Consider the following 23,416-nt stretch of genomic DNA (forward strand, 5'->3'; position numbering starts at 1 on the left):
GGCGCCGTATAGGCGCCTTTTTTTAAGTTCTTTGGTTGTTCCAAAAAAATTTTATTCGTCACCTTCTTCTTCTGCATCAGCAGGTACGATTTCTTTTTGTACATCCAAGTTTTTCTCTACGGTTACTGTATCTTTAACCACAAACTCAACACGTCTGTTCAAACGTCTGTCTTCAGCAGTTTTTTCTGGGAATACTTTTGGATTTTCTTCACCATGACCTACTGCTTTAAGTTTAGAAGCGTCAATGCCTTGACCAGCAAGGTAAGCCGCTACAGCTTCAGCACGTTTTTGACTTAAAGATTTGTTAAACGCAGCACCACCTGTTGTATCTGAGTGTCCATGTACAGTGATGGTAGAAATTTGATCCATGAATGGACTCAGTTTTTCTGCTGCACTGTCTAAGATTGCATGACTTTCAGGTTTGATTTGAGCACTGCCGGTTGCAAAGTTGATCTCACGAACAACACTCAACTCTTTTTTAACCACTTCAAGTTTCTCTTTGATAACTTCTTTAATCACTTGCGGTTCAGGTGTTGGTTCAGGTGTTGGTTCTGGAGCTGGAGCTGGCTCTGGAGCTGCAACAGGAGCTGCACCACCTAAAGCAAGCTTTAATCCACCATAATAACTAAAGTCTGAAGTTTCAGACTCTCCCCAGCCGTCCCATGAGGCACCACCAAACAAAACAGCTTTGCCTAATTTTGCTCTTAAACCACCACGAACATTAATTGGGTTTTGATCATCTTCATAGTCAACCACATTAACTGACCCAAGACCCTCTAAGTTAAGACCGAGAACATCTAAAGCACCTTTGCCTTGCACCAAATCTATGCTCGCTGCAGCACCCCACTCAATACGGTTGTCGCGATCAATATTTTGGAAGTTAGCATCTTTAGAGTAAGTATAACCTGCATTTGCATACAAGCCTACACGATCAGCAACTCTAGTATCAACTAAGATTTTACCTCCAAAAGCATAGCTATCATCAGATACAAAGTAATCTGCATCACCTGTCGGCAAAATACCGTATGGCATTAAAGCAACTGCAACTTTAGAATCATCACCACTTAATCTTAATTTTGCATGCACTCCAACATCGCCTACAGTCCAGTTTTCTTGGTCTGTAACGCCTGTTGCTGCTGCGCCTGTTGGGTTTAAATCAACATAATGCACAGGCACGTCTACACCCAACAAAACTCTTGGATGAACCAAAATACCAAAACCAGCATTGATGGTTTGGATATCATCAACCAATTGATCAATTTGGTTACCCCCTGCTGCAATAGCTAACGGGTCATTTTGATAATCATAGGCAACACGAAAAACAACACGTGAACCATGCTTAGCAAGTTCACTGTTTGGATTCAATGCACCATGAACACTCACTGTTTCCAGTGTATTTGAAAAGTTAAATAAATGCGTATCTACTTGGTCAGCAAAGCTCGCGCCGGCTAACAAGAAGGACGCAATTAATAGTTTCAATTTTGACATTGTTTTTATACTCCTTCTTTTTATTAAACATTTAGCTTGATTCATTAGGGCGAAATTGCGCTGTTAAAACAAGCCTTGCATAACGTTTGCAAAGTCTCTTAAAAAAACCTTGTAAAAGCAAGCTTTTTTACTATTTTTTAGTTTTTCTTATTGAAATCATAGGTTTTTTTTATACCATTACTCTTTTTTATAAAAACAAATAGGATGCTTGACCATTTTCAAAAAAAAATGCAGGTTTGCGCCTATGAGTAAAACATTATTGTTAGGTAGTGGCGGTACCAATAAAATTCCTGAGCGGGTGAATGCTTGGAAAGAGGCCGTTAAACAGCATAGCACCCAAGTAAAGCAGATCATTTTTATTCCTTATGCTGTAGCAGATTATGACCAATATGAAAAAAACGTTCAGGAGCAATATTTCAGTGGTTTGGATGTTGAGTTTTTAGGGATTCATCGTTTTGACTCGCCACTCAAGGCCATTGAACAAGCACAGGCCCTATATGTTGGAGGTGGGAATACATTTAGACTGTTGTATCGCATGCAAGAGCATGGCTTGTTGGACGTGATTCGTGAAAAAGTTTTATCCGGCATGCCGTATATAGGGATCAGTGCGGGAACCAATGTGGCTTGCCCCACCATTGCTAATACCAATGACATGCCCATCATGTGCCCACCCAAGGGTTTTAACGCTTTAAATCTTATTCCATTTCAAATCAATGCTCATTATACAGAGGGCAAACTCTATTATGGTCCTGATCAAGAACACTTACAACCCTATGGTGGGGAGAGCCGTGATGACCGCTTGCGTGAATACCATGAAGAAAATGACACCCCCGTTTTGGCCATGGCTGAAGGGGCCTATTTAAAAGTAAATGGTCATGCTTACACCTTGGGACCGGTTGGCTACGCTAAGCTGTTAAAACCTAAACAAGATGCTATTATCTTTAAAAGCAATGCCCCAGTAAAAATAGATTAAGTTGCATCAAAAGGTACGGCCTACCTTTTGATATTATTGGATGATTTTTAGATCACCACTGGCACTGCGCATGTAGATGCTCCATGCTGCGTCGTCTTTTTGAGCAATATCGCTTTTGACTCTGCCACTGGCCGCTTTATGATCCACTTTCACAGCACTCAGGCTTTTTGGAAAGTGGATTTTTGCATCGCCACTGCCGGACTTGATTGAGATTTCACCTTTGTCTTGTAACTTTTGGTTGTAAGAAAGCTCAATACTGCCACTTCCTGTAATAATGTCTGTGTCTCCCTTTAAACCTTTGGCTGCTATGCTGCCACTACCACTGCGCAACACCAAAGAGGCCGGAACTGCATGCTCTGCATAATCAAGATCAACATCTCCGCTACCGGTTAAAATATCAACCTCACCGGCAAGGCCATGGATATTAATATCACCACTACCAGATTTAACTGTAATTTCATCAATCCAAGCGGCCTTATAACTTAAATCACCGCTACCGATATTGATTTTGGATTCTCCTTCAACCCCAATAATATTTAAATTACCTGATCCAATGTTGATCTCCATATCCGTTTTTTTGGGTAAACTGATCTCAAAATTAACTTTGCAATCTTCCCCCCAAGGCTTTTTATTTTTTTTAACTTCAATCCAGATGCTTTCTGGTTTTTTATCCACGGCAAGACTGCAATGCTCGGAGAATTTAATCTTTTCATAATCTACTTTAAGTTGATTGCTTTTGCTGGCGGTAATCACAACATCCCCAGATAAATTTTTTAAGTGCAATTCTTTTAAGCCCTTTGCAGAAAAGTTTTCTGTTTGAAAGGCAAAAACTAAACTTGTAAATAATGTAACAACGATACATTGGAATAAATACAATCTTATCATCATGGACTTAGCATAGTCTTTCTATCTTACTTTGACAAATTCTATCTAATAGAAAATACATCGACATTTCTGTTAACACTCCCTTAATCAATAAACCAAAAATCTCGGGCATATACTCTATATAAAGTTTGATTGGGCAGCTTGGTTTGGATGCTTTGATAGTCGTTTTCATCCCCAACATACAAAAACACACTTTCTCTTTTTTGCTGCATTTTTTTATTGTTACTTGTTGGCCAAATGCTTGCCCAAGTTTGATCCCATGCTTGTTGAACTTTTTTAAGGGTTGATTTTTTTTTGCGCAACTTTAACATTTTTTTTGCATGCTTGATGAACACTTTTGGCTGCTGTTGATAAAAAATATCCAGAGCCTGGTTCCAACCACGTGAACTTAAAGATTGGTCTCTGCGCGATAAATCATTAAAATAATCAACGTAAAGTAAATCCAAATCTTTTTGATCAAAGTTTTTTTCTTCTTGGGCCGCTTGTTCAACAAAAGCCAGTAAGGCTTCCATATCACCAACCCTATACGCAGCATAAGATACTTTCTCATTTTCTTTCTCAGCAGATATACCGTTGCTATAGGCTAGACCTGCTTGCCAGGTTTGGTAAAAAAAACTCTTGGGGCCAGAACCAGAAAACATCAAGCTAGACATATAATCAATCATATCCCTATTTTTTGTATCTTTGAGTCCAGGACCTTTGCTTTTAAATTTTACATTGGCTTTGCTTTTGTTGGCAGTCTCAAAAAATAAATGTTTAGGGTAGGCTTTATCCATTTGCGGGTATCGGCTTTGCAGACGACTTAAAAAATAGGGCAGGGCTGGTTTGTTTGCCTTTAACAGTTTGCTTTTGGCTTTTTTGGGCAAAAACTTGGGCAACAGTTTATTGAGCTGGACTTGCATTAGGTGAATATTGTTTTGATTGCCTACCATAACAATTTTGAGCTTATGTTTGTTGAGCAAAAAGCTTATGCAGTTTTTAAATTGTTGTAAACTCTCCTCTATGGGTGTTTGCAGAGCGGTCAAAATCATGTTCATGCTTGCCTGATAATCTTCCGCCATCGTCTCTTGCGGAACATTGGCTAAAATTAACTTAAGATCTTTGGCAATGGCAGCAATTGTTTTATCAACATGTTCTTGATTAAGCTGTTCTATCAATTTACTTTTATTACTTGTCTGCTGGGTTAACTGGGCAAAATAGTTTTTAATGCTTTGATACTCTTTGTTGGTAACGGGATCGGTCAATAACCATTTTAAACGATAGTCATCATATCGACTGCTGTAATAACTGTTTAAATTTAACTTGAGTTCCTGGCCTTCTATACCATTCTCGATATCTTTGAATAAATCTGGGACCCAATGATCTCCAGGATCTTGGGTAAGCTGCTCTGAACTCTCTAAACCTCGACTCACCAAGTAACGTAACTCTTTTAAGTTCTCTAGACTAAAATCAGCATACAAAAGATTGTCTTGCCAAGCTTGTAAAGCTTCGTCCAAATACTTGATATTTTGCACTGTCAAACCTAAGTTAAAATAATTTTGTTTTTTGATATTCTCATAACCGTAAGCAAAAGATTTTCCTTTTTTGTACCATTCATCGGCTAGGTCTTGGTAACTGTAACGCTGACCGTCTTTATGGATACCTATGCGTTTAAGCAAATAGGGCAAGGCGTTGGCATAGAGCTGATACGCTTGCGGTAAATCATCCATATTAATTAAGATGTTCAAATCCAAACTGTTTTTATGCTCAAAATAGGTTTCAATGTATTCAACACCCTGTTTTTTATAGTGCTTGTATTTAAGCTCTGGATCTGGGCTGAGAATAAACTGTTTTGGAAAATCGGGATAGCGTTCATAGTGAAACTGTTTTTGTTTACTTTCTTCTTGTTTAGCAAAAGCCTGCAAAGCGTGTTGCTCATTGTCCTGGACATACATTTGTTTTAAGTGAGCAAGCTGCTTCTGAACTCTTTGTTTTTTTGCTTGTTTGATTTTTTGACTGAGCTTTTGACTTGGGACACCTACAAAAATATACGGTGTCTGTAAAAAACCGGCTTTGACAATACTTTCATCCCAGGCGCTTTTCTCACTGGAAAATGTTTGATTCAATTTTTTAAAAATATCCATAAAAAAAAGATCTTGTTCAAATGCTTTGTTCTGGCTTAGCTGGGCCAAAACTCTTTTCCAACTTTCTAAGCTGTCATCATCTGGAACATATTCAAATATAACTTCATAGTTCAACATCTTACCCGCAATAAAACTCTTGGCTTTGTTATAAGCCTTACTTCTTAATTCTGGCTTTTGTTCAAGCTGCATAAAGTGTTCAATGCCTTCTTGCAATTTGTCTTGAATGTTTTGAATATTGCTTTGCCTGTTGTTTTTTTGGCTTAAGCTGGCAAAACAAGCCGGGTAAAGTTGTTGCACATTGATTCTGGTCGTATAACAGGACAAGGTTTCAACCGGTAGTTTTTTAGTTTTAACCCAAGTCTCTTTTAAATAATCATTAAGATTATCAAAAAATAAATCAAGGCTAATGTCTTCTTCATAGCTGATATTATTCACCACGTCCCAAGCAAACCTTACATTGACCAAATTATCCTCTTGATGACTGGCGTTATAAACTGTCTGTATTTTTCCTTTTAAAGCCGTTTGGGCTTTCACCGGATAGATCTCTGATAAAGGCTTTTGCTGTTTTGCTTGTGGCAACCTTTGCAAGATACCATCTAGGGTGTGTAAGTATTGTTTAACATCTGCATTAACGGGTAAAAAACTGAGCATGCTGATGCCTGGTCCAATCTTATACTGATCTTGGTAAAACTGAGCAATGGCTTGTGGCTTTAAGGTTCTGATTGCAGAAGGATCGCCGCCTGAAATTTTAGAGTAGGGATGTTGCTCACCTAAAATGGTTTTGAGCATGCTGTAATAATCATTATAGCTCTGTTCATAACTTTCCATTTCTTGATACACCGCTCCACTTTCAATCAAACTTAAGGACTTGTTGTTCTGATTTTGTTTGACCGCAAAATGATAGAGCTCTTGTTGAATCTGCTCTTCATCCAAACTTGCATTGAACAAAGCATCCAAAGTGGTAGCTAAAACTGTATTGTGCTCAGCCATACCGGCTTTGCTTTTAAACTTATACTGAGTGTACAGGGGATAGGTTAGGGCACCTGATGTGCTTAAATTGTATTTTTCCAGCATGTCCAAATAACGGCCTTTTTTACTTTTACCCAACAAGACATGTTCTAAAGCATGTGAATGGCCTTGGTTTGAAATAGGTGGTGTACTGACCCAAATGGCCGTCTGAGGGACCGTATCAAACTGTAAAACAAACAGCTTCAAGCCGGATGCATGTTGCCAATAACTACCTATATTTTGCTGATCACCTGCATGATACACCTGTTGAATTGTAAAGTTAGAAAAACTCTGTCCTGATTGATAGCTTAGCTTTTGAGTTTGTTCTTGTGCATAAATAAACCCAAAGTTCATAAACGCTAATAAAGCTAAATAAATTCTTTTTATCATCACTGACTAAATTTACCTCACTCTGTTTTTCTTCAACAGTTTTTAATCTCTTTTCCTCTATTCATCTTAAATTACTGACTTGAAACTGTTTAGCTTTATATGATAGATTGATCTTGTATTAATGTAGGGGATTATGGATTTTTTAATAAAAATTTTTCAGAAACAATTGAATATTGTGGCAATTTTTTTTCTATGCCTAGTTGCTTTATTTTTCAGTTCTTTAGGCCATGCAAAAGAAAATAAACTTTACTCTATTAATGATACGTCCAATGGTTTTTGTTTATTGTATTCGGAACTTGATCATACAAAGCTTCGCGATTACTGTAATTTTTTCAACTTGCGTTTTCAAGAAGATGGACTCTGGAAATCTTGTTATAAGAACGAACAAGCTGTTTGTCGTTTTCCAGAAAAAGAATATTCTTTGCTGAACAATCACTCTTCTGAATTAGATCTTGATTTTTATCAGAACAAAGAACGTTTGATTGATTGGGCCTTGAATCAATATCTTAAGCCTCACAATAAATCCTTGGAAACACTGATTACTAAGTCAGTTAATCTAACCCTAACTACTCATCCATTTAATGAGTTTTTTAAAAATACCCTTTCTGGCAAAACGCTAAACAACTACCTTTATATTAATAAGATCAACGGCGTAAGTCTTAGCGCTGATGCTTTAGGTTATTATAACTTTATCAATACTAATCAACCCTTCAAAGCGGTTAGTTCACATCTTCCTGAAATATTCTATAAGTCATTTTTTTGGAAAGCTTATGAAGTAAGCTATAAAAACTATATAAAAATACTTCAAGAAACTAATGATGATAATTTAAAACAATTGGATTCTGTTTTGGGTTACCTTCATTATTTATTAAGCCAACACTTTGGTGAACAAGCTTTTTTGTTTTATCCAATTAAGTCAAAACTAGCTTCTAAATTTAATGGTGAATTAAATCTTCGTTTAGTCCTCTACTACGAACAAGAAATTGCCGGCTCTACATGGGGTAAAAGTATTATTTTACCTTTTGATGGAAATAGCGATAATATCCTTATTATCAGTGGCAATTATGATTTAGAAGGATCTCCGCAGCAGAGTTTTTTTTATGAAGAGTATTTTTCTGATAAGTCTCCAAATAGAGAACTAAGTGCTTCCAATAATCGTTTTTCTAATGAAAGCTGTATGAAGTGTCACCTTCAAATGAACAAAATTAGAACAGGTCCAATGTCTAATCTTTTAGCGGAAGACAGCCGATTCTTTGCTGACTACAGTGATGGTTTTTATTTGAATAATCCTTATGTTTATGATGGTTATAAGAGCTCCAAAGCTTCTGAATTTATGGCCAATGGCAAAATTTTTCATTTCCCAAAATATTTACAAGCTAGAGATTCTCGCAAAGGTTTATATCTTTATCAAGTCAGTGATCTAGGGCCCATTTTAGGAGATCCTGTTTCATCTCCACAGGCCAGCAAATGTTTTGAAAAGCCTATTAAAACCTGGGGAGGCGCAGCCAATTGCTATACTTGCCATGATTTTTCCCAGCAGTATCTTGGCCCCATCCATACCACAAATTTTAAGATGTCTATGGAATCCTTAAAAAAGCAATTGACCTACTCACCCAAAACCAATGTTGAAAAAAAAGTTTATGATGAAACTTTCATGCCTTATAGAATGTTTTTAAATGACCCCAATGATCCCTACAAACTCCGACCACAAGCACAGACTGATCTTAAAAATCTGATCAGCTGTTTAGAAGAAAACTTTAATAAAGACCAGTTGCAATGGATACAAGAAAAGTTATTCTCTACTTTAAATGAGATATAGTTTGTTTTTTAGACGTATTTTTTTTCTTGAACAGTTTTTTTGTTGCTCTTAAAACTACACCCAAAGGGCCAGATGCAATGTAAGTTAAGGTTAAAACATACAAAGTTAAAATAGGTTTGATCCATAGAGCCATGGTCATAAAAAGAAAAGGCATTAACACATGCATGGGTTGTCTGCGATTGAGGCTTAACGATTTACTGGATAGGTAAGACACTTGACTGACCATTAAAAAAGGAACGGTTAACATGCACAAGAGCATAAAACTCTCACCCTCCATGAACCAAATATCTTGGTTGGGTTTAAAAATTAAAGCACTCAACACAAAAAACATCCCGCCCATGGGAATGGGTAAGCCTTGAAAATGACTTTTTTCTGTACTTTTGTTTTGCACATTAAAACGGGCCAGACGAATGGTGCCACAGGCCAGATGAAAAAAACAGGCCACCAAGGCCAGTTCTTCCGTAAAATAATGGCCCCATGCAAAGACCATGGCCATGGGTGCAATCCCAAAAGAAATCACATCACATAATGAATCATACTCTTCACCAAAACGTGAACCTGTATTGGTTCTACGCGCCACTTGCCCATCCAACATATCCAAAACAGCGGCAATCATAATAAACAAGCCGCTTTTAAACAAACTGTCTTGATAGCCTAAACTGTAATTCCAGCTATGAATAATAGACAAAAAACCAAAAAACAAATTACCCGTCGTAACCAAATTTGGAAGTATGTAAATGCCTTTTCTCATCAATTGATACCTTTAACTTAACATAGTAGGATAACCCAGAAGAATCAACTTTTGTTCAAGACCTTAACTTGGATGTTTTATTTAAGTATTCAAATAAAACATAGTAAATCTATGCTATAAAATTTTTATACTTAAGGATTCAGATAAAACGTTCTCACTTCTCCAGAATGTAAGTTTAAATTAAGATTTGTTGTATGTGCTGTTGTTTCTTGCTTAATTAAATCTACTAACAATGTATGTTGGGGTAGGGCGATGTTAACATTCAATTTATCTAGATGCGTATTGATCACTGCTATATAAGTCCCTTGATTTTCTGTTGGATAGACTCTAACAATAACATCTTGTTCCGAGCTAGCAGCATCATCAATAAAACTAGGGATTGCCGGCAAGGATAAAAATGCCGCATTAAATTTTTTAGCATACTGCGGATAAGCACGATTAAATGTATGTGCTGATAAATACCCCAAGTACTGAGGGTCATGAAAAGCCAGTGCCCGTGCTTCAGCCAAAATAGAGTGTGGGCCAGCCCGCTCAACATCTGAAACAAAATAACCGGTTAAGTCATTGAGACGGTCTTCATTTAAAGGATGATGAAAAATTGATGCCATCCCCGCAGGTGAACGAAAAGCGTTAACTTGCTCCTCTGACGCTACTGAAAATAAACGATTAAACGGATAACTTTGTATTGTTTTTTCTGATTGTGAATGCACTCTTGGTCTAGGAGATGCAAAACTTGACTCTATGGCTAGATCATCACAAGTTGATTGCTCTTCATGTGCTTTTGGACGCGTGATCAAATGGTGATAGTCTTGTGCAAGGTCCGCTTGTGGTAAAAGCTGTGAAACCTCAATGCCTGTAAGATTATCAAAGCGTTGCATATTATCCGTAGCAACCCCTTTTCTATCAACTGTCTTGGGGCCAGGTTCTTCACCGTAGGCCGTTAATAGAATTTTTGCATTGATACCAGTCTCTGTATGAATATAGTTGGCAAGTGCATCAAAAAACTTTTCTCGTTCTTCTTTCCACCAGCTGCGGTAGAAGCGTAACATTTTAGGATTATTCTCTAAATTTTTTCTGCTGATATTGTTGATTAAACCCAAGTGCAACCTAAACTTTTGGCGTGCTTGATCTGAAAAATTAATGGGCAAATGACTCTCCCGAGTACGAAACCAGGCGCCTAATAAACGCTGTTCTAAATAACTTTGTAAGTCTGGATCTTGGACATGTTGAACAATAGTTTTTTCTAACAATCTTTTAGCATCCAGCAAGCTTGTTGGATCTAAAATATCTGCATTGGCCATTTCTACCCATGGCAAAGGCGTGTAGCCTCGGCACTCATTGTAAGCTTGTTCAGGATCATAAGGTGCTCGTTTTAACGGTTCTGATCGTCGTTGGTAGCCTAAACCATTCTGATTTAAGCCCTGACTTCCTCGATACTCGTAATACGGTAAAACATAATGGTCATATGCTTTAAGCATGCTTAACAGCTCTTTCCATAAATCCATCACCGAATGATCTGCATGCCGAAAACCTGCTTCAGCGTACCAATTTGAGTCTTGACTTAAAAACCCTTGATTGAAACCCCATTCAAGTAAGTCTTTGGCAAATGTATTCATCCCCAAAAATTTCATGACTTTGGCTTTGTTTTCAAACCACTGCAGCGGATCATTGGTTACTGGCTGGTTTTGGCTAAAATAATCTCCCCGAGCATGCACTGCTACATCGCTCATTTCTTCTCGAGAAAATAAATGTCGACGGGGTAAACTAGCATGTGGATAATGAATGACTTGACTCAACTGTTGCTCATCTAAAACTTCATACAATCTAATTTTTGCAAGGTCTATGCCGGCAGACAAGGGCGCATCACTATAGTGACCATGGGCAACAATCAGCCAAAATCCATCTTTAGGTGTAAAAGGACGTGAATCAAAGTTTTTACCAATCTTCAGTCCAGCAAAATGCTCATGCAAATAAAACAGCTGCTGCCACACTTGCCATCGCTGTGTTAAAGGATAGTTTAGTGACTCTAGGTTGTTGGCCGTGTATCCATCTAAGGTGTCTCCCAAAGCAACACCAGTACTAAATCCACGCACGCTTTCACCCCCACGATTGATAATAAAGTTTGTTCGAGGTGCTTGATCTGGATATTCTACTGTGATCACATAGGCTTTGCCCGCCTGTAAATTTTTTCCTTTCCCAAGTTTATAGGCAACAAAACCTGCATCCTGTCCAACTGTATTAGGAACGTAGCGCAAAGTTTTCTTCTCATCCTCTAAAACAAGGGTTTTAATCTTGGATAATCCAGTTTCTGATTCAGTAAAATCATGTCGTTTTTTTGGATTGGCACAGTTCACTTCATCAATTAAAAGCAGGTTGTCTTGCCCATACAAACGATCCAACTGTGCTCTTTGTTCAGCTTTAGAAAAAGAAAATTCTCTCTTTGAACAACTCAAAAAACTTAAGCACAGGCTTAGACCCAATAAATATAGATTAATATAAAATTTCAAAATGCTATGTCATAACATAAGATTTTTTAAGAAACCACAGGCATTTTAAGTGCATTTGTCTTCTATTTATATATGGGTTTATTATGTACAATAATATTGTATACTTTTTTCCATTTTTTATAGAATTAAGAGATGAAAAAATCGATTGATGCCATTATTAAAGAATACCCTGATTTTAAACCTATGTTTGAGCGTTATTGGGATGCCACAAAAGAAAAAATTTTTTTAGGTTCAAGAGCGCTTGGCCTTGATGCTGATCTAAATCCACTTTCTCCTGAACAGCAAGTTTCTTTTATCGTTTTGTCTGCCAAAATTTATAACCATATGACTGATATATCTCTTGAGAACGTTAAAAAACAAAAATTGCCGGCTTTGTCTGATCATGAAAGAAAGTTTTTTGGTGTAACCTGTGATATTTTACGATATCAGTTTACTAAAGCTCTACCCCTTGATGAACATACAATGACCACTCTCGCCCAAGTATGCTTGTATGCTCCGCATCAACAAGATGAAAACTTAATCAAAAGTGTCCTTAAACAACTCAAAGCATATGTTAAAAAAACAAGCTAAGTCCCAACATAAAAAAGATTTTAGATACCTTTTATAAGGACACGAAATACTTAGAACATGGCAAATCAGTTTGGAAAAAATTACGATCTGATATGAAAACAGTGATCAGCGCAAGCTAATTCGATATGTACCCAAAGGTACCCGGTACCTTTGGGTAAAAAAGTTAGTTTAAAACTGATTCAGATGAACTGATAGGATAAATCTTTTTTATATCAAAAAGTTGCTGCCTACCTATTGATAATTTCAGCATATGCCAATGTTAATGCGTTATGTCTAAAGAATATGTTTTTGTCTTGTTTTTCTTTCATGGCTCTGATATATGTTGCAAAATTATTTGAAAAATTCATGGGGGAAATATGAAAAAAATAAACTTACTTACTCTTCTTTTCGTTTTTATATCTTTTATAGCTCATGCTAAACCTGCACAAGAAGATACAACTGTAGACAAAATTCAAGAGAGTTTTACTGAAAACCTAATTTTTCTTATTGAAAATAACCAAATATCAATGGAGGATGCAGAAAAAGTAACCGAACAGTTTGAAAATGCGTTAGCAACAGGTTTACTCAATAACAGGCATACCCGTCTATATTTATGTGGTGGTATTGGAATAAGCCCAACTGTTGTACCCCTTGTTGGCGGTGAACACACAGAATGTGCAAGTATGAATGGCTATCCAAATATGGTTTTTAGTACTTTTATTGAAGAAGTAGATAAAAACGGAGAATACGAGGAAGATATCAAGATGGGGTTCATCTTTGGTGCTGAAGCTCATGTTGGGTTAGCGATATATACTGGTGTTGGTGCCCCAGACGGTAACTATAGTGGTGGCGATTTAACTGTATCTCTCCTATATTATGGAGGGAAAGGTTTATTGGTTAACAGAGATACTAAAAACGCTTCTTTGGTATTTATTGGTTATTCTGCCGGCATTCATATTGGTGCCACTCACATAAACTTAACTGTGAAAAGTAGATAGTTAAGCCTTCTTAAAAAACAACCATCTTCACTTATTACATTTGAAGCAAAGTATTGTTGTTTTTTAAATTTTTATCTTCAAATTTTGAAAAAGTATCAAAAGGTAGGCCGTACCTTTTGATACATCTATGCTTTTGTCGCTAAAATTGTTTGCCCGGCTTTAACTTTATCACCCAATTTAACTTTTATTTTAGCATCGTGACTCATGTATACATCCATACGAGAACCAAAGCGAATCATGCCAAAGCGTTCTCCTTGCGCCATGCTTTGACCTTCTTTGACCGCACACACAATTCTTCTGGCCACAAGCCCGGCTATTTGCGCAAAAACAATACGACCAAACTTTGCTGTTTGCATTTCTATGGCCAAACGCTCATTGTCTGTTGAACTTTTATCCAAATTGGCCGCAAAAAACTTACCCGGACGATACTCCATTTTACTGATACTGCCCGTAATAGGGCTGCGGTTAACGTGCACATTGAACACTGACATAAAGATAGAAACCTTTTGCATTTCTTCTCTAGCAAACAGGTCTTGCGCTGGTTCTATTTTAATGACTGTGCCATCCGCCGGACAAAGTAGGGTGCTGTCTTGATTTTCTGCTTGAATAGGGTTTTTACGCACTGGATCTCTAAAAAACCAAATCACCCACACAGTGAGCGCAACCATGATGTAACTTAATACACAGCTGATGTTACTAACAATGGCGGTTAGCAAGACAGCAATGCCAATAAATGGAAATCCTTCAACACATATTCCTAAAAAACGTTCAAGCTTTTGTACCTGTTTCATGCTTAGTCTTATAACAAAAACAAGCTTTCTTGGCACATAATCAAGAGAGTTATTTCGTCGCTATAAATTGTACAAAAGGAGACACACTTTAGTGCATGTCTCCTTTGAACTTTTTAATTGCATTCAAATCATTTTACAAAAAAGTCTACTCTGCGGTTGAGCGCTCTGCCATCCGCTGTGGTATTACTGGCAACTGGATCTGCTTCTCCCATACCTTTAGCTGAAACAGCCAATGGGTCCATACCCAACTGAATCAAGTACTGTCTTACCGCATTGGCCCGTTCAGTTGACAATTCAAGATTTTTTTCTGCATTGCCTAAACTATCGGTATGGGCTTCAACATACAGCTTATTAATCTTAGCTTTTTGAATTTTTTCATAAGCATCCAACAAAATAGTTTTGGCTTCAGCATTCAAGGTATAACTGCCTGAGTTAAAGAAAATCTTACCTTTAAGGTCAAATTTTTCCCCTTTGTTTTGGTCATAAACAATGGTGTAGTTGTTATCTTGATTGGCTTTAATTTGATAAACTTTTTGCAGCGGCTTTTCATCATCGCCAACCACAACCATGACCACTCCCTCATCAACTGTTTTGCTTAACTCGCTGATTTCACCTTCAAATAAAGGTTCTACCTTACTGTCAGACATAACTTTGACTTGCGTGTTAATTTTTTCACCGTATTGATCTACTATTTTTAAATTAAACATACCTGTTTGCTTTGGTATAGGCGTTGGCTCTGGTGTTGGTGTAACCGTAGGGACAGGCTTTGGTCTTGGTGGTGTAGGTTTTTTGGGCAAACTTTTATTGGTATAGCTTATACCCGTATACAAACGCACATCTGGCGCTCCATACCCATTGTTACCAGCACGTGAGGTTCCCATGGTCCACTTCCAACGCTCATTTTTTGAAATTTTTTGTAAGCCTAAATACAACTCCGCCGGTGAATTGACTTCTTTAGGCTCATGCAAAGACATTGAACCAGACAGCTCAGCAAACACCTGCCAACCCTCAGAGTTTAAAAACCTATAAACATAACCCAGCTTACCCAAAACTTCACTGCCAATTTCTAAGGCCCCTATGTTTTCTACATTAGGTCTATAACGTCCACCCAAGTTCATGGTGAAGTATTGGCGTTTCATACCACTCCAACGATCTAAAACAAAATACCCCCCGCCCGTGATATCTTTGTTGCCAAAAAAACGATTTTCTTCACCCACTGGAAACGTAACAAAGGGCACAAAACCAAAGCCCCAGGTTCCGCCAACTGCGTTCCAATTTTTTCCCTGCAACTGTAACAAACCTTGTAATGTAATATCACCCACATTAAATTCTTTGCTACTGGTGTATTGGGCAAAATTTTCTACATCATTATAAACATGAAAAGGGGCATGCACCTGAAAACTAAAACGATCACTGACCCCAACACCAAACAGTAAATCTTGGGTAAACACCCATTTAACAATATCATCAATGGCATCACCATCTCCACTGGCACCAAACTCAAGCGGACTTTTGGTCCAGGTAAAATAAGCACCAACGGCTATTTTACCCGGCTCTAAAGTGGTTGAACTTAAAGCTTGGTGACCATCAGGGTTCAATATTTTTGGTGTTAAGTAATGGATATTGATGGCATGCGCATTTTGTCCAGCCAAGAAAAACGCAATCAATAGCAATGAAAGGAATTTTTTGGGTAGCATTTTACCGCCTTTTCTAAACACGGCCATCAATACGGCAATCATCATTAACAAAACAATACCGGGGTTTGATCCTGAATTACAGATCCCCCAATCCAAGAAACCAATGGTTCCTGAACCTCTGGGTGTGGCATCATTAGGATTGCTTGGATCTAAACCAAGGTCTATTTCTTCACAATCGGTCAAGCCGTCGCCATCGGTATCTCTTACTGTTGGACAATCATCGTTGGCATTCAATGGATCTGTGCCAAAGGTATTGACCTCCAAACCATCATTGATTCCGCCACCGTCAGTATCTGGATTGTTTCTGTCGGTGCCATAGGTTCCATCTTCTTCACAGTCTGTTAGACCATCATTGTCTGAATCTGGATCTGCCAATGGATTACTACCGTAAGTATTAACCTCATCTCCATCTAAACAGCCATCCATATCGGTATCATTGCTGTTAGGGTTGGTATTTAAAGTATTAAGTTCCAAACCATCCAATAAACCATCACCATCAGAGTCTGGGTTATTGGGGTCAGTCCCCGCACCATATTCTTGGCAATCATTGGCACCGTCTGCATCTGTATCCGCAACATTGGGGTTGGTGAATAGGGTGGTGGCTTCTAAACAATCGTTACAGCCATCAGCATCACTGTCCACCAGCAAAGGATTGGTCACTGGACTCATCACTGTACCCATGCCTGGGAACCAAGCAGCATTTTCTGGATCATCATACGGACACATGGCGGTGGTTCCAAAAATTTCACAGCCATCGGTACAGCCATCGGTGTCTGAATCCGGATTGTTGGGGTTGGTTCCGGCCACGTTTTCTTGACCGTTGGTGACGCCATCATTATCCGCATCTTCATCCAACCATGGGTCATCCGCAGGATTTCTTGGATCTGTCGGTTCATTGGCCTCATCACAGTCATTGGTACCGCCATCATCGGTATCGGCATCGGTTGGATCAGAAATTGGACTGATCACTGTACCTGGACTGCTTGGATGACCAATAAACGGACAACTGACTTCTGCCGGTGGGTTGGTACCAAAGACCTCGCAGCTATCGGTACAACCATCCATATCCGTATCCGCCAATAATGGATTGGACATCAAGGTGGCTTCGTCGCTATCCAATAAACCATCCTCATCCGAGTCTGTATCTTGGAAGTTTGGGATACCGTCCATATCGGTGTCTATGGGTATTGTATTGGTCAGAGCATCTCCCGCTTCCGCACTGTCCAATACACCATCATTATCAGAATCGGTATCTCTAAAGTCTGGAATACCATCACTCACTGCATCACTGTCCATCAGGTTAGCATAAGTGGTCACCACACTGTTGGCATCATAGTTGGGATACATTTCTGTGGCATCACTTTCATGCAGATCCAAAATGCTGTCATCATCAGAATCCAAATCAAAATAATCTGCAATGCCATCAGACAAAGTTTCACTGTCTGCCAGTTCACTGATGGTCATCACGCCATCCATGTTACCCAAGGTATTGTATGCGGTTTGGTATTCACTGGGGCTGATGTAGCCATCAGCATTGCCATCAATGTCTGCCACGTGCCCTTCAATGATATCGCCTAAACCATCGCCATCAGCATCAATATCCAGATGATTGAAGAAGGTATCAACATCTTGATCGCCCAAGGCTTGTTCACTGTGTTGCAGCAAACCATCCATGTTACTGTCTGTGGCGGCAACACACGCTAACACCTCCGTTACCGTTAAGATAGCATCTTCATTGGTATCGCAAACAAAACGTCCACTCTCAATCAAGTCTGGAATACCATCTCCATCGGAGTCCGTATCCAAGTAGTTAGCTGTGCCGTCATTGTCTGTATCTGACAAGTCGCTGTCTTCTAAGACACCATCGCCATCACCCAACAGAGCAAACAAGGCTGCCTGTTCACCTGCTTCAATTTGACCATTGGCATTGGCATCGACGGTGGCCAATTGCGCTGGCGTCAACTGCCCAAAGAAATTATCTTCTAGATCACTGATGCCGTCATTGTCTGAGTCGGTATCTTGATAATTAGGTATGCCATCGCCATCGCTGTCTGGCAAGGCACCGCCGGGCAATTCAGATTCACTGATGGCACCGTCCATGTTGCTGTCTAGCCCGCTAGCCGCAATTTCTGCTGCATTCAGTTGACCATCCATATTGGTGTCATGCTGACCCAAGCCAATTTCAATCATGTCCAAAATGCCGTCGTTATCCGAGTCATTGTCTAAACTGTCTTCTTGGCCATCACCATCAGTATCGGTGCCTGAGCCACCATCTTCACCGTCAATGAAACCATCACCGTCAGAGTCTGGATCCATGCTGTCACCCGATCCATCACCATCAGTATCGGTGCCAGAACCACTGATTGTGATTTCTTCACTGTCACTTAAACCATCGTTATCATCATCGGCATCAATGTAGTCTGGGGTTCCATCGCCATCGGTATCGGCTGTGCTATCCAAGCTATCACTGACCCCATTGTCATCAGAGTCTGTATCCAAATAGTTGGGCACGCCATCACCATCAGCATCCGCTATACCTTCATCACCGGTTAATTGGCCATCCCCATCATGATCGGTATCCAAAGCTACGTTATTTGAATCCGCGCTGGTGTATGTTGCTTCATTGGGATCAATGCCATCATAGGTTGAGTAATCCAAACCAGAAATAAGATTACTGATGCTGGCCACACCCAACATTACTGGATCGGTACAACCATCGACAATACCATCAGCATCTGGATGCGTACCTATGGGGAAGTCTAAACCAGAGTTATCGGCTACACTTTCACAACTGGCTTGTGTTGGAATAATGATTTTATAAAAACCATTGACTGCAATTTGATCTTGGCCACTTGCATTTTCCACTTGGAAGGTCAGGCTCTGCTGGCTATCACCGCCAAAAGGTGAGGCTTCCACAATCTCTGTCATAGCTGAAGCAATACTGATATTTGTACAGTTACCATCTGAACTAACATCATCCGCACAGCTGTATACATCCGCTCCTGTTGAACAGTAAAATACAGTTGCTGAGGCTGCTGTGTATTTTAATCCTTGCGGCAAAACATCGACCAGGTTTTCAACATCATAGGCCACACGATCGCCATTGTTTTCTATTTGAATGGCATAGTTTACATTACCGGCCAAAGTAATAGGATCTTGGGTTCCTGTAACGGTACATTTACTAATATTCAACTCAGGTCTACTAAAATTTTGGAAATCAGGTACTGCTGGATCATCAATGGCCACCGGAATGGTATTAAGATCAGCATCTCCCGCTTCATCTTCATCCAAATAACTATCTCCATCTGAGTCCGTATCTCTAAAATCTGGAATGCCGTCTGGCATGGCTTCACTGTCATAGAGGTTGCTGTACAAAATGACCACAGAACTTGTATCGTAGGTGGGGTACATTTCTGAAGCGTCACTTTCATGCATGTCATAAATGGTGTCATTGTCACTGTCTAAATCATACATATCTGGTATAGCGTCAGGGTTTGTTAATGGTTCTGAATTTGCCAATTCCGAAAACAACAGATCACCACCTCCATTGGCTACACTGTACTCAGCATCGCTGATACTGCCATTGGCATCGGTATCAATGTTAGTTGGGTAAGCTTCTATCCAATCTGCAACACCATCTCCGTCACTGTCTATATCTATATAGTCAGGATCACTGTCACTGGTATGGTCAGCTGGAACTGCGCCATCACTGTTGGGTACTGCGGCTTCATCTAATTGTAGCAAACCATCGCCGTCGACATCGGTAAAGACACCACAGGCCGTGACTTCTGCTGAGGTGATAAAACCATCTTCATTGCTATCACAAGCATAGCGTTCATTTTCAACAAAGTCATAAACACCGTCATTGTCTGAATCTCTATCTAAGAAATTGAGCAGGCCATCACCATCACTGTCTAAGATTTCATCAAAGTTGAGGACACTGTTGTCATCATTGGTGCCACCGCTGACGTCATCGCCCGCGCCATCATCAATATCAGTAGCTTCCGCACTGGTAATGAAGTTATCCACGTTATCATCATAAACCGTTAAACCCGATTCATCCAAATCGCTGATTCCATCACCATCGGCATCTAGGTCTAAGTAGTTGGGAGTACCATCACCATCGACATCATCAAAAACACCACCAGGTAATTCTGCTACACCAATTGCGCCATCCATGTTGCTGTCCAAGCCACTGGCGACAATTTCTGCTGGGCTTAAAATACCATTACCATCAGTGTCATAGACATGGAACATGTGTTCAAGTAAATCTGGAATACCGTCATTATCAGAATCCAAATCCAAATAATCTGGCGTGCCATCACCATCACTATCCGTGCCTGGTCCACCTTCATCACCATCTAAAATACCATCACCATCAGCATCGTTATCCAAATAATCTGGCGTACCATCACCATCTGAATCAATCATGGTACCCATGGATGTGGTGATCTCATCTGCATCGGTGATGCCATCATTGTCATCATCTGTGTCTAAATAATCTGGGGTACCGTCACCATCGGCATCGCCGGTTCCTTCAGTGGCATCATCGGTGCCATTGTCATCAGCGTCTGTATCCAAATAATTGGGCACACCGTCACCGTCATTGTCACCTGAACCTTCATCGGAGTTAGCAATGCCATCATTGTCATGATCAACATTTAAGGATGAAGATGTAATATTCACCGGACCATAACTTCCTTCTCCAGCAACAACACCATCCAAACTGCTGTAGCTGGTCACCGATGCTGCATTGCTAACGCTTGTTACATATGGCAGCACTGGATCAGGACAGCCGTTGACCACCCCATCATCATCTGGATGTGAACCAATAGGTGAATTGACACCATCACTGTCACTAACTGACTCACAAGAGACTTCCGGTTGAATTTGATAAACAAAATAGGCATCTACACCCAAGCTGTCTCCAGCGACTGGATCAATGAATGGGAAGCTGAGACTTTGTCGACTATCTCCTCCAAAAGGTGAAGCTTCCACTGTTTCACCCAACCTTACGTCTGCACTAAGATCCGTTAATACCGCTGTACAGTTGGCGGGAATCCAGGTTGGGCAATTGCCAGCATTGACTGCACTTGCACCCGAAGAGCAATAATAGGCATTGACTGTATTGGCACTGTATTTTAAGCCTTGTACTAAAAGATCACTCACTCCAGATAAATCGTGGGCGGTACTGACAAAACTGCCAGTATTTTTTAAAATAATATTGTAAGATAAACTATCACTTAAACTGATGGGTGCTAAAGCTGCTGTTGCACTGTCAGCACATTTAAGCATACTCACATTGGGCTTGTTTAAGGTATAAACACTTGTTCCTGAATCAACATTGATATTGCTGCTTCCATTGTTGTATCTGTAACGCCCCCCTACATTTTTATTGCCTGCCGTTGCATTGTTGTTTTGCGCCTCAAATGAAAAAACAACGGTTCTGCCGGCAAGATCGGTTGCTGTATTGTATGTTGTGCCAAGGTTGATATAAGCTTGAATTGCTGATGAGGCGTTCAAAGATGTGGTTGGATTATTATCAAAGCACACTTCCGTTCCGCCAAGAACACAATAAGGTCCTGTACCTGTCACTCCACCACTAACGGTTACGGTAAAGTCCGCTGGGTTTGTTGTGCCCCAAAAATCTCCAGGAATTTCTCTTAAGTAAGCTCTGGTTGATGTTGCTTGTCCTTGTGGAAAAGTGACTTCAACATTAAAGGTCACCAGTTCACCCACGGTTCCACTGCTGCTTGGACTTATGGTCACCGCCCCTACACTTGGGGTTTGGATAGTGACTTCACTGTCATCATCAATAGGAGAAAATTGCGTTCCACCTAAGCTTGAGGCGTAAACTGCTTGTCCTTCATTGGTATAGCTATTGCCCCAAATATTATCTGGCCGTAAACGCAAATCAAAACGAATTTCACACGTCTCGCCAGCTGCAATACTCATACTGGTGATTTCTACTTTGGTCTCATCTACATTGGTTGCGGTATCTGGTACACTGCTGTTGGAACAGGCGGCATTTAGCGTAATGTTGTACCCACACGCTACACCAGAACATGCTCCTGATGTGGCTGGCGCAATAAAGCCAGCAACAATGTTATCAGTAAAAGCTACGTCTAGCGCTTCTTCCTGACCTGTATTCTCTAAAGTGACCAAATAAGAAACAACTGCATTGGCATCAATGTCGCTGACATTGCCAGCACTGATGCTTGCGCCAGCATCATCCGTTGACTCTACAGTTTTTGTCATTTCTAACAAGGGCGCATCACCAATAAATGCATAGACCCCGGTAGCAGAAGACTGAGCCGTTGTTTCACTGTTATCATATTCAGTAATCACCATGTTGCTTTGAATTAAACCATCCGTAAAAGGCTCATTGCTCACGGTTTTGGTAAAAAATACTTCTACGCTACCTGAAGACCCACCGACAATTTCAAAATCAACAAACGCAAAGTTAATACTATTGTTAGCCGCACTACAGGTGACTGTCACATCTCCACTGAGTAGGCTAGGATCATTGACGCCAAAACTCCACATATCATTGGCAGGAATGGCGGCTCCATCATACGTTGGACAAAGTGCTTCATCGAACAAAGGATTAGGTAAATAGTTGGTTATACTTAAATTCTCAACATCACCACCGGGAATACTGACTGTAATTTTATAAGTTACTTCATCACCAGGAGCAACATGCACGGTACCTCCGGGAGGTGCCATACCATTGATATGAGAAATTTCAATGGTGGTGGCTTGTAAAGAAGCCACTTTTGGATTAGATTGTTCAGTAAAATCACTGTAGGTCGTACCTGTAATTGTTTGACCCGCATCGCCGCCAACAACATCAAAATCCATGCTGGCTGTTCCTAAAGGAAAAATATCCCCCGCATCAATAGATATATCACCAGAAGTGGGAACGGTTTCAAAATCTTCATCCACCGTCACTTGATAAATCAAAGTTACTGATGTTGTGGGTGTTCCGCCGCCAAAACTTGCTGCTCCAGTTAACAAACCATCTGCAAAACTAAAGTTAACTGTATCTTCCATGGCACTGCCCAAATCCAATAAAAGATCCGTTGTGCCATCTGGAAAAACTGTTTGAGTATAATAAGCAAAGGCTTCTAAATCTGCTTCATTGAGCACCGTTGTCACGCCACCTTCATTTACGGTCACCTGTAAACTCATATCTACATAGCTCAGACCATCCGGAATCAAATCTGAGATCAGCATGTTTTCTATGGCATAAAAATCACTGACCACCAAATGATGGGTAATTTCAATTGAGTCCAAAGGCGTTAAACCAGAACCTCCTAAATCAGAGGCTAGACTCCAACTTTTTTCATAATCTACGCCATACACTCTATAGTTATCACTATCGACTTCCGGCGTGGTCAACTCATCAGCATTGACGGTTACATCTGTAGATTCATT

Annotated in this window: 11 protein-coding genes; 4 read left to right on the forward strand and 7 right to left on the reverse strand. The window is 39.9% G+C overall.

Going from position 1 to position 23,416, the window contains the following annotated elements; translation table 11 throughout:
- Nucleotides 1-51 precede the first annotated feature (51 nt).
- The gene (locus PKC21_09705; GenBank protein ID HMR25613.1) at nucleotides 52-1,488 is read right to left on the reverse strand and encodes an OmpA family protein; all 1,437 of its coding nucleotides are present in this window, start codon (nucleotides 1,486-1,488) and stop codon (nucleotides 52-54) included.
- A 244-nt stretch (nucleotides 1,489-1,732) separates the two neighbouring features.
- Between PKC21_09705 and pepE the strand changes: the two genes are divergently transcribed.
- Nucleotides 1,733-2,461, forward strand: coding sequence for a dipeptidase PepE (gene pepE / locus PKC21_09710; GenBank protein HMR25614.1), 729 nt, complete (start codon nucleotides 1,733-1,735; stop codon nucleotides 2,459-2,461).
- A gap of 33 nt (nucleotides 2,462-2,494) precedes the next feature.
- Here the strand turns inward: pepE and PKC21_09715 are convergent, their stop codons facing one another.
- Both PKC21_09715 and PKC21_09720 read right to left on the reverse strand, forming a co-directional pair.
- Nucleotides 2,495-3,349: a DUF4097 family beta strand repeat-containing protein gene (locus tag PKC21_09715; GenBank protein HMR25615.1), complete on the reverse strand. Its 855-nt coding sequence runs from the start codon at nucleotides 3,347-3,349 to the stop codon at nucleotides 2,495-2,497.
- Nucleotides 3,350-3,429: 80 nt separating this feature from the next.
- Nucleotides 3,430-6,870 carry a hypothetical protein gene (locus tag PKC21_09720; protein ID HMR25616.1) on the reverse strand — a complete coding sequence of 1,147 codons (3,441 nt, stop codon included), beginning with the start codon at nucleotides 6,868-6,870 and terminating at the stop codon, nucleotides 3,430-3,432.
- A gap of 130 nt (nucleotides 6,871-7,000) precedes the next feature.
- Between PKC21_09720 and PKC21_09725 the strand changes: the two genes are divergently transcribed.
- Nucleotides 7,001-8,686: a hypothetical protein gene (locus tag PKC21_09725; protein HMR25617.1), complete on the forward strand. Its 1,686-nt coding sequence runs from the start codon at nucleotides 7,001-7,003 to the stop codon at nucleotides 8,684-8,686.
- On the opposite strand, the gene pssA is transcribed toward PKC21_09725, so the two are convergent.
- Nucleotides 8,667-9,437, reverse strand: coding sequence for a CDP-diacylglycerol--serine O-phosphatidyltransferase (pssA, locus tag PKC21_09730; GenBank protein HMR25618.1), 771 nt, complete (start codon nucleotides 9,435-9,437; stop codon nucleotides 8,667-8,669). The two genes, PKC21_09725 and pssA, sit on opposite strands and share 20 nt — an antisense overlap.
- A 131-nt stretch (nucleotides 9,438-9,568) precedes the next feature.
- Entirely contained in the window at nucleotides 9,569-11,890 is a 2,322-nt protein-coding gene (locus PKC21_09735) for a hypothetical protein (GenBank protein HMR25619.1), read from the reverse strand.
- Between the two features lie 186 nt (nucleotides 11,891-12,076).
- Between PKC21_09735 and PKC21_09740 the strand changes: the two genes are divergently transcribed.
- Both PKC21_09740 and PKC21_09745 read left to right on the forward strand, forming a co-directional pair.
- Entirely contained in the window at nucleotides 12,077-12,514 is a 438-nt protein-coding gene (locus PKC21_09740) for a hypothetical protein (protein HMR25620.1), read from the forward strand.
- A 356-nt stretch (nucleotides 12,515-12,870) separates the two neighbouring features.
- Nucleotides 12,871-13,491 (forward strand): hypothetical protein, encoded by a 621-nt coding sequence (locus PKC21_09745; GenBank protein HMR25621.1) that lies wholly within the window; start codon nucleotides 12,871-12,873, stop codon nucleotides 13,489-13,491.
- 125 nt (nucleotides 13,492-13,616) lie between these two features.
- On the opposite strand, the gene PKC21_09750 is transcribed toward PKC21_09745, so the two are convergent.
- Together PKC21_09750 and PKC21_09755 are read right to left on the reverse strand one after the other, a co-directional pair.
- The gene (locus PKC21_09750; GenBank protein ID HMR25622.1) at nucleotides 13,617-14,282 is read right to left on the reverse strand and encodes a phosphatidylserine decarboxylase family protein; all 666 of its coding nucleotides are present in this window, start codon (nucleotides 14,280-14,282) and stop codon (nucleotides 13,617-13,619) included.
- A gap of 128 nt (nucleotides 14,283-14,410) precedes the next feature.
- On the reverse strand, nucleotides 14,411-23,380 hold the full coding sequence (locus PKC21_09755) for an OmpA family protein (protein ID HMR25623.1): 8,970 nt from the start codon (nucleotides 23,378-23,380) through the stop codon (nucleotides 14,411-14,413).
- Nucleotides 23,381-23,416: the final 36 nt, after the last annotated feature.

It is taken from the genome of Oligoflexia bacterium, from assembly GCA_035326705.1.
Taxonomy (GTDB): domain Bacteria; phylum Bdellovibrionota_G; class JALEGL01; order JALEGL01; family JALEGL01; genus JALEGL01.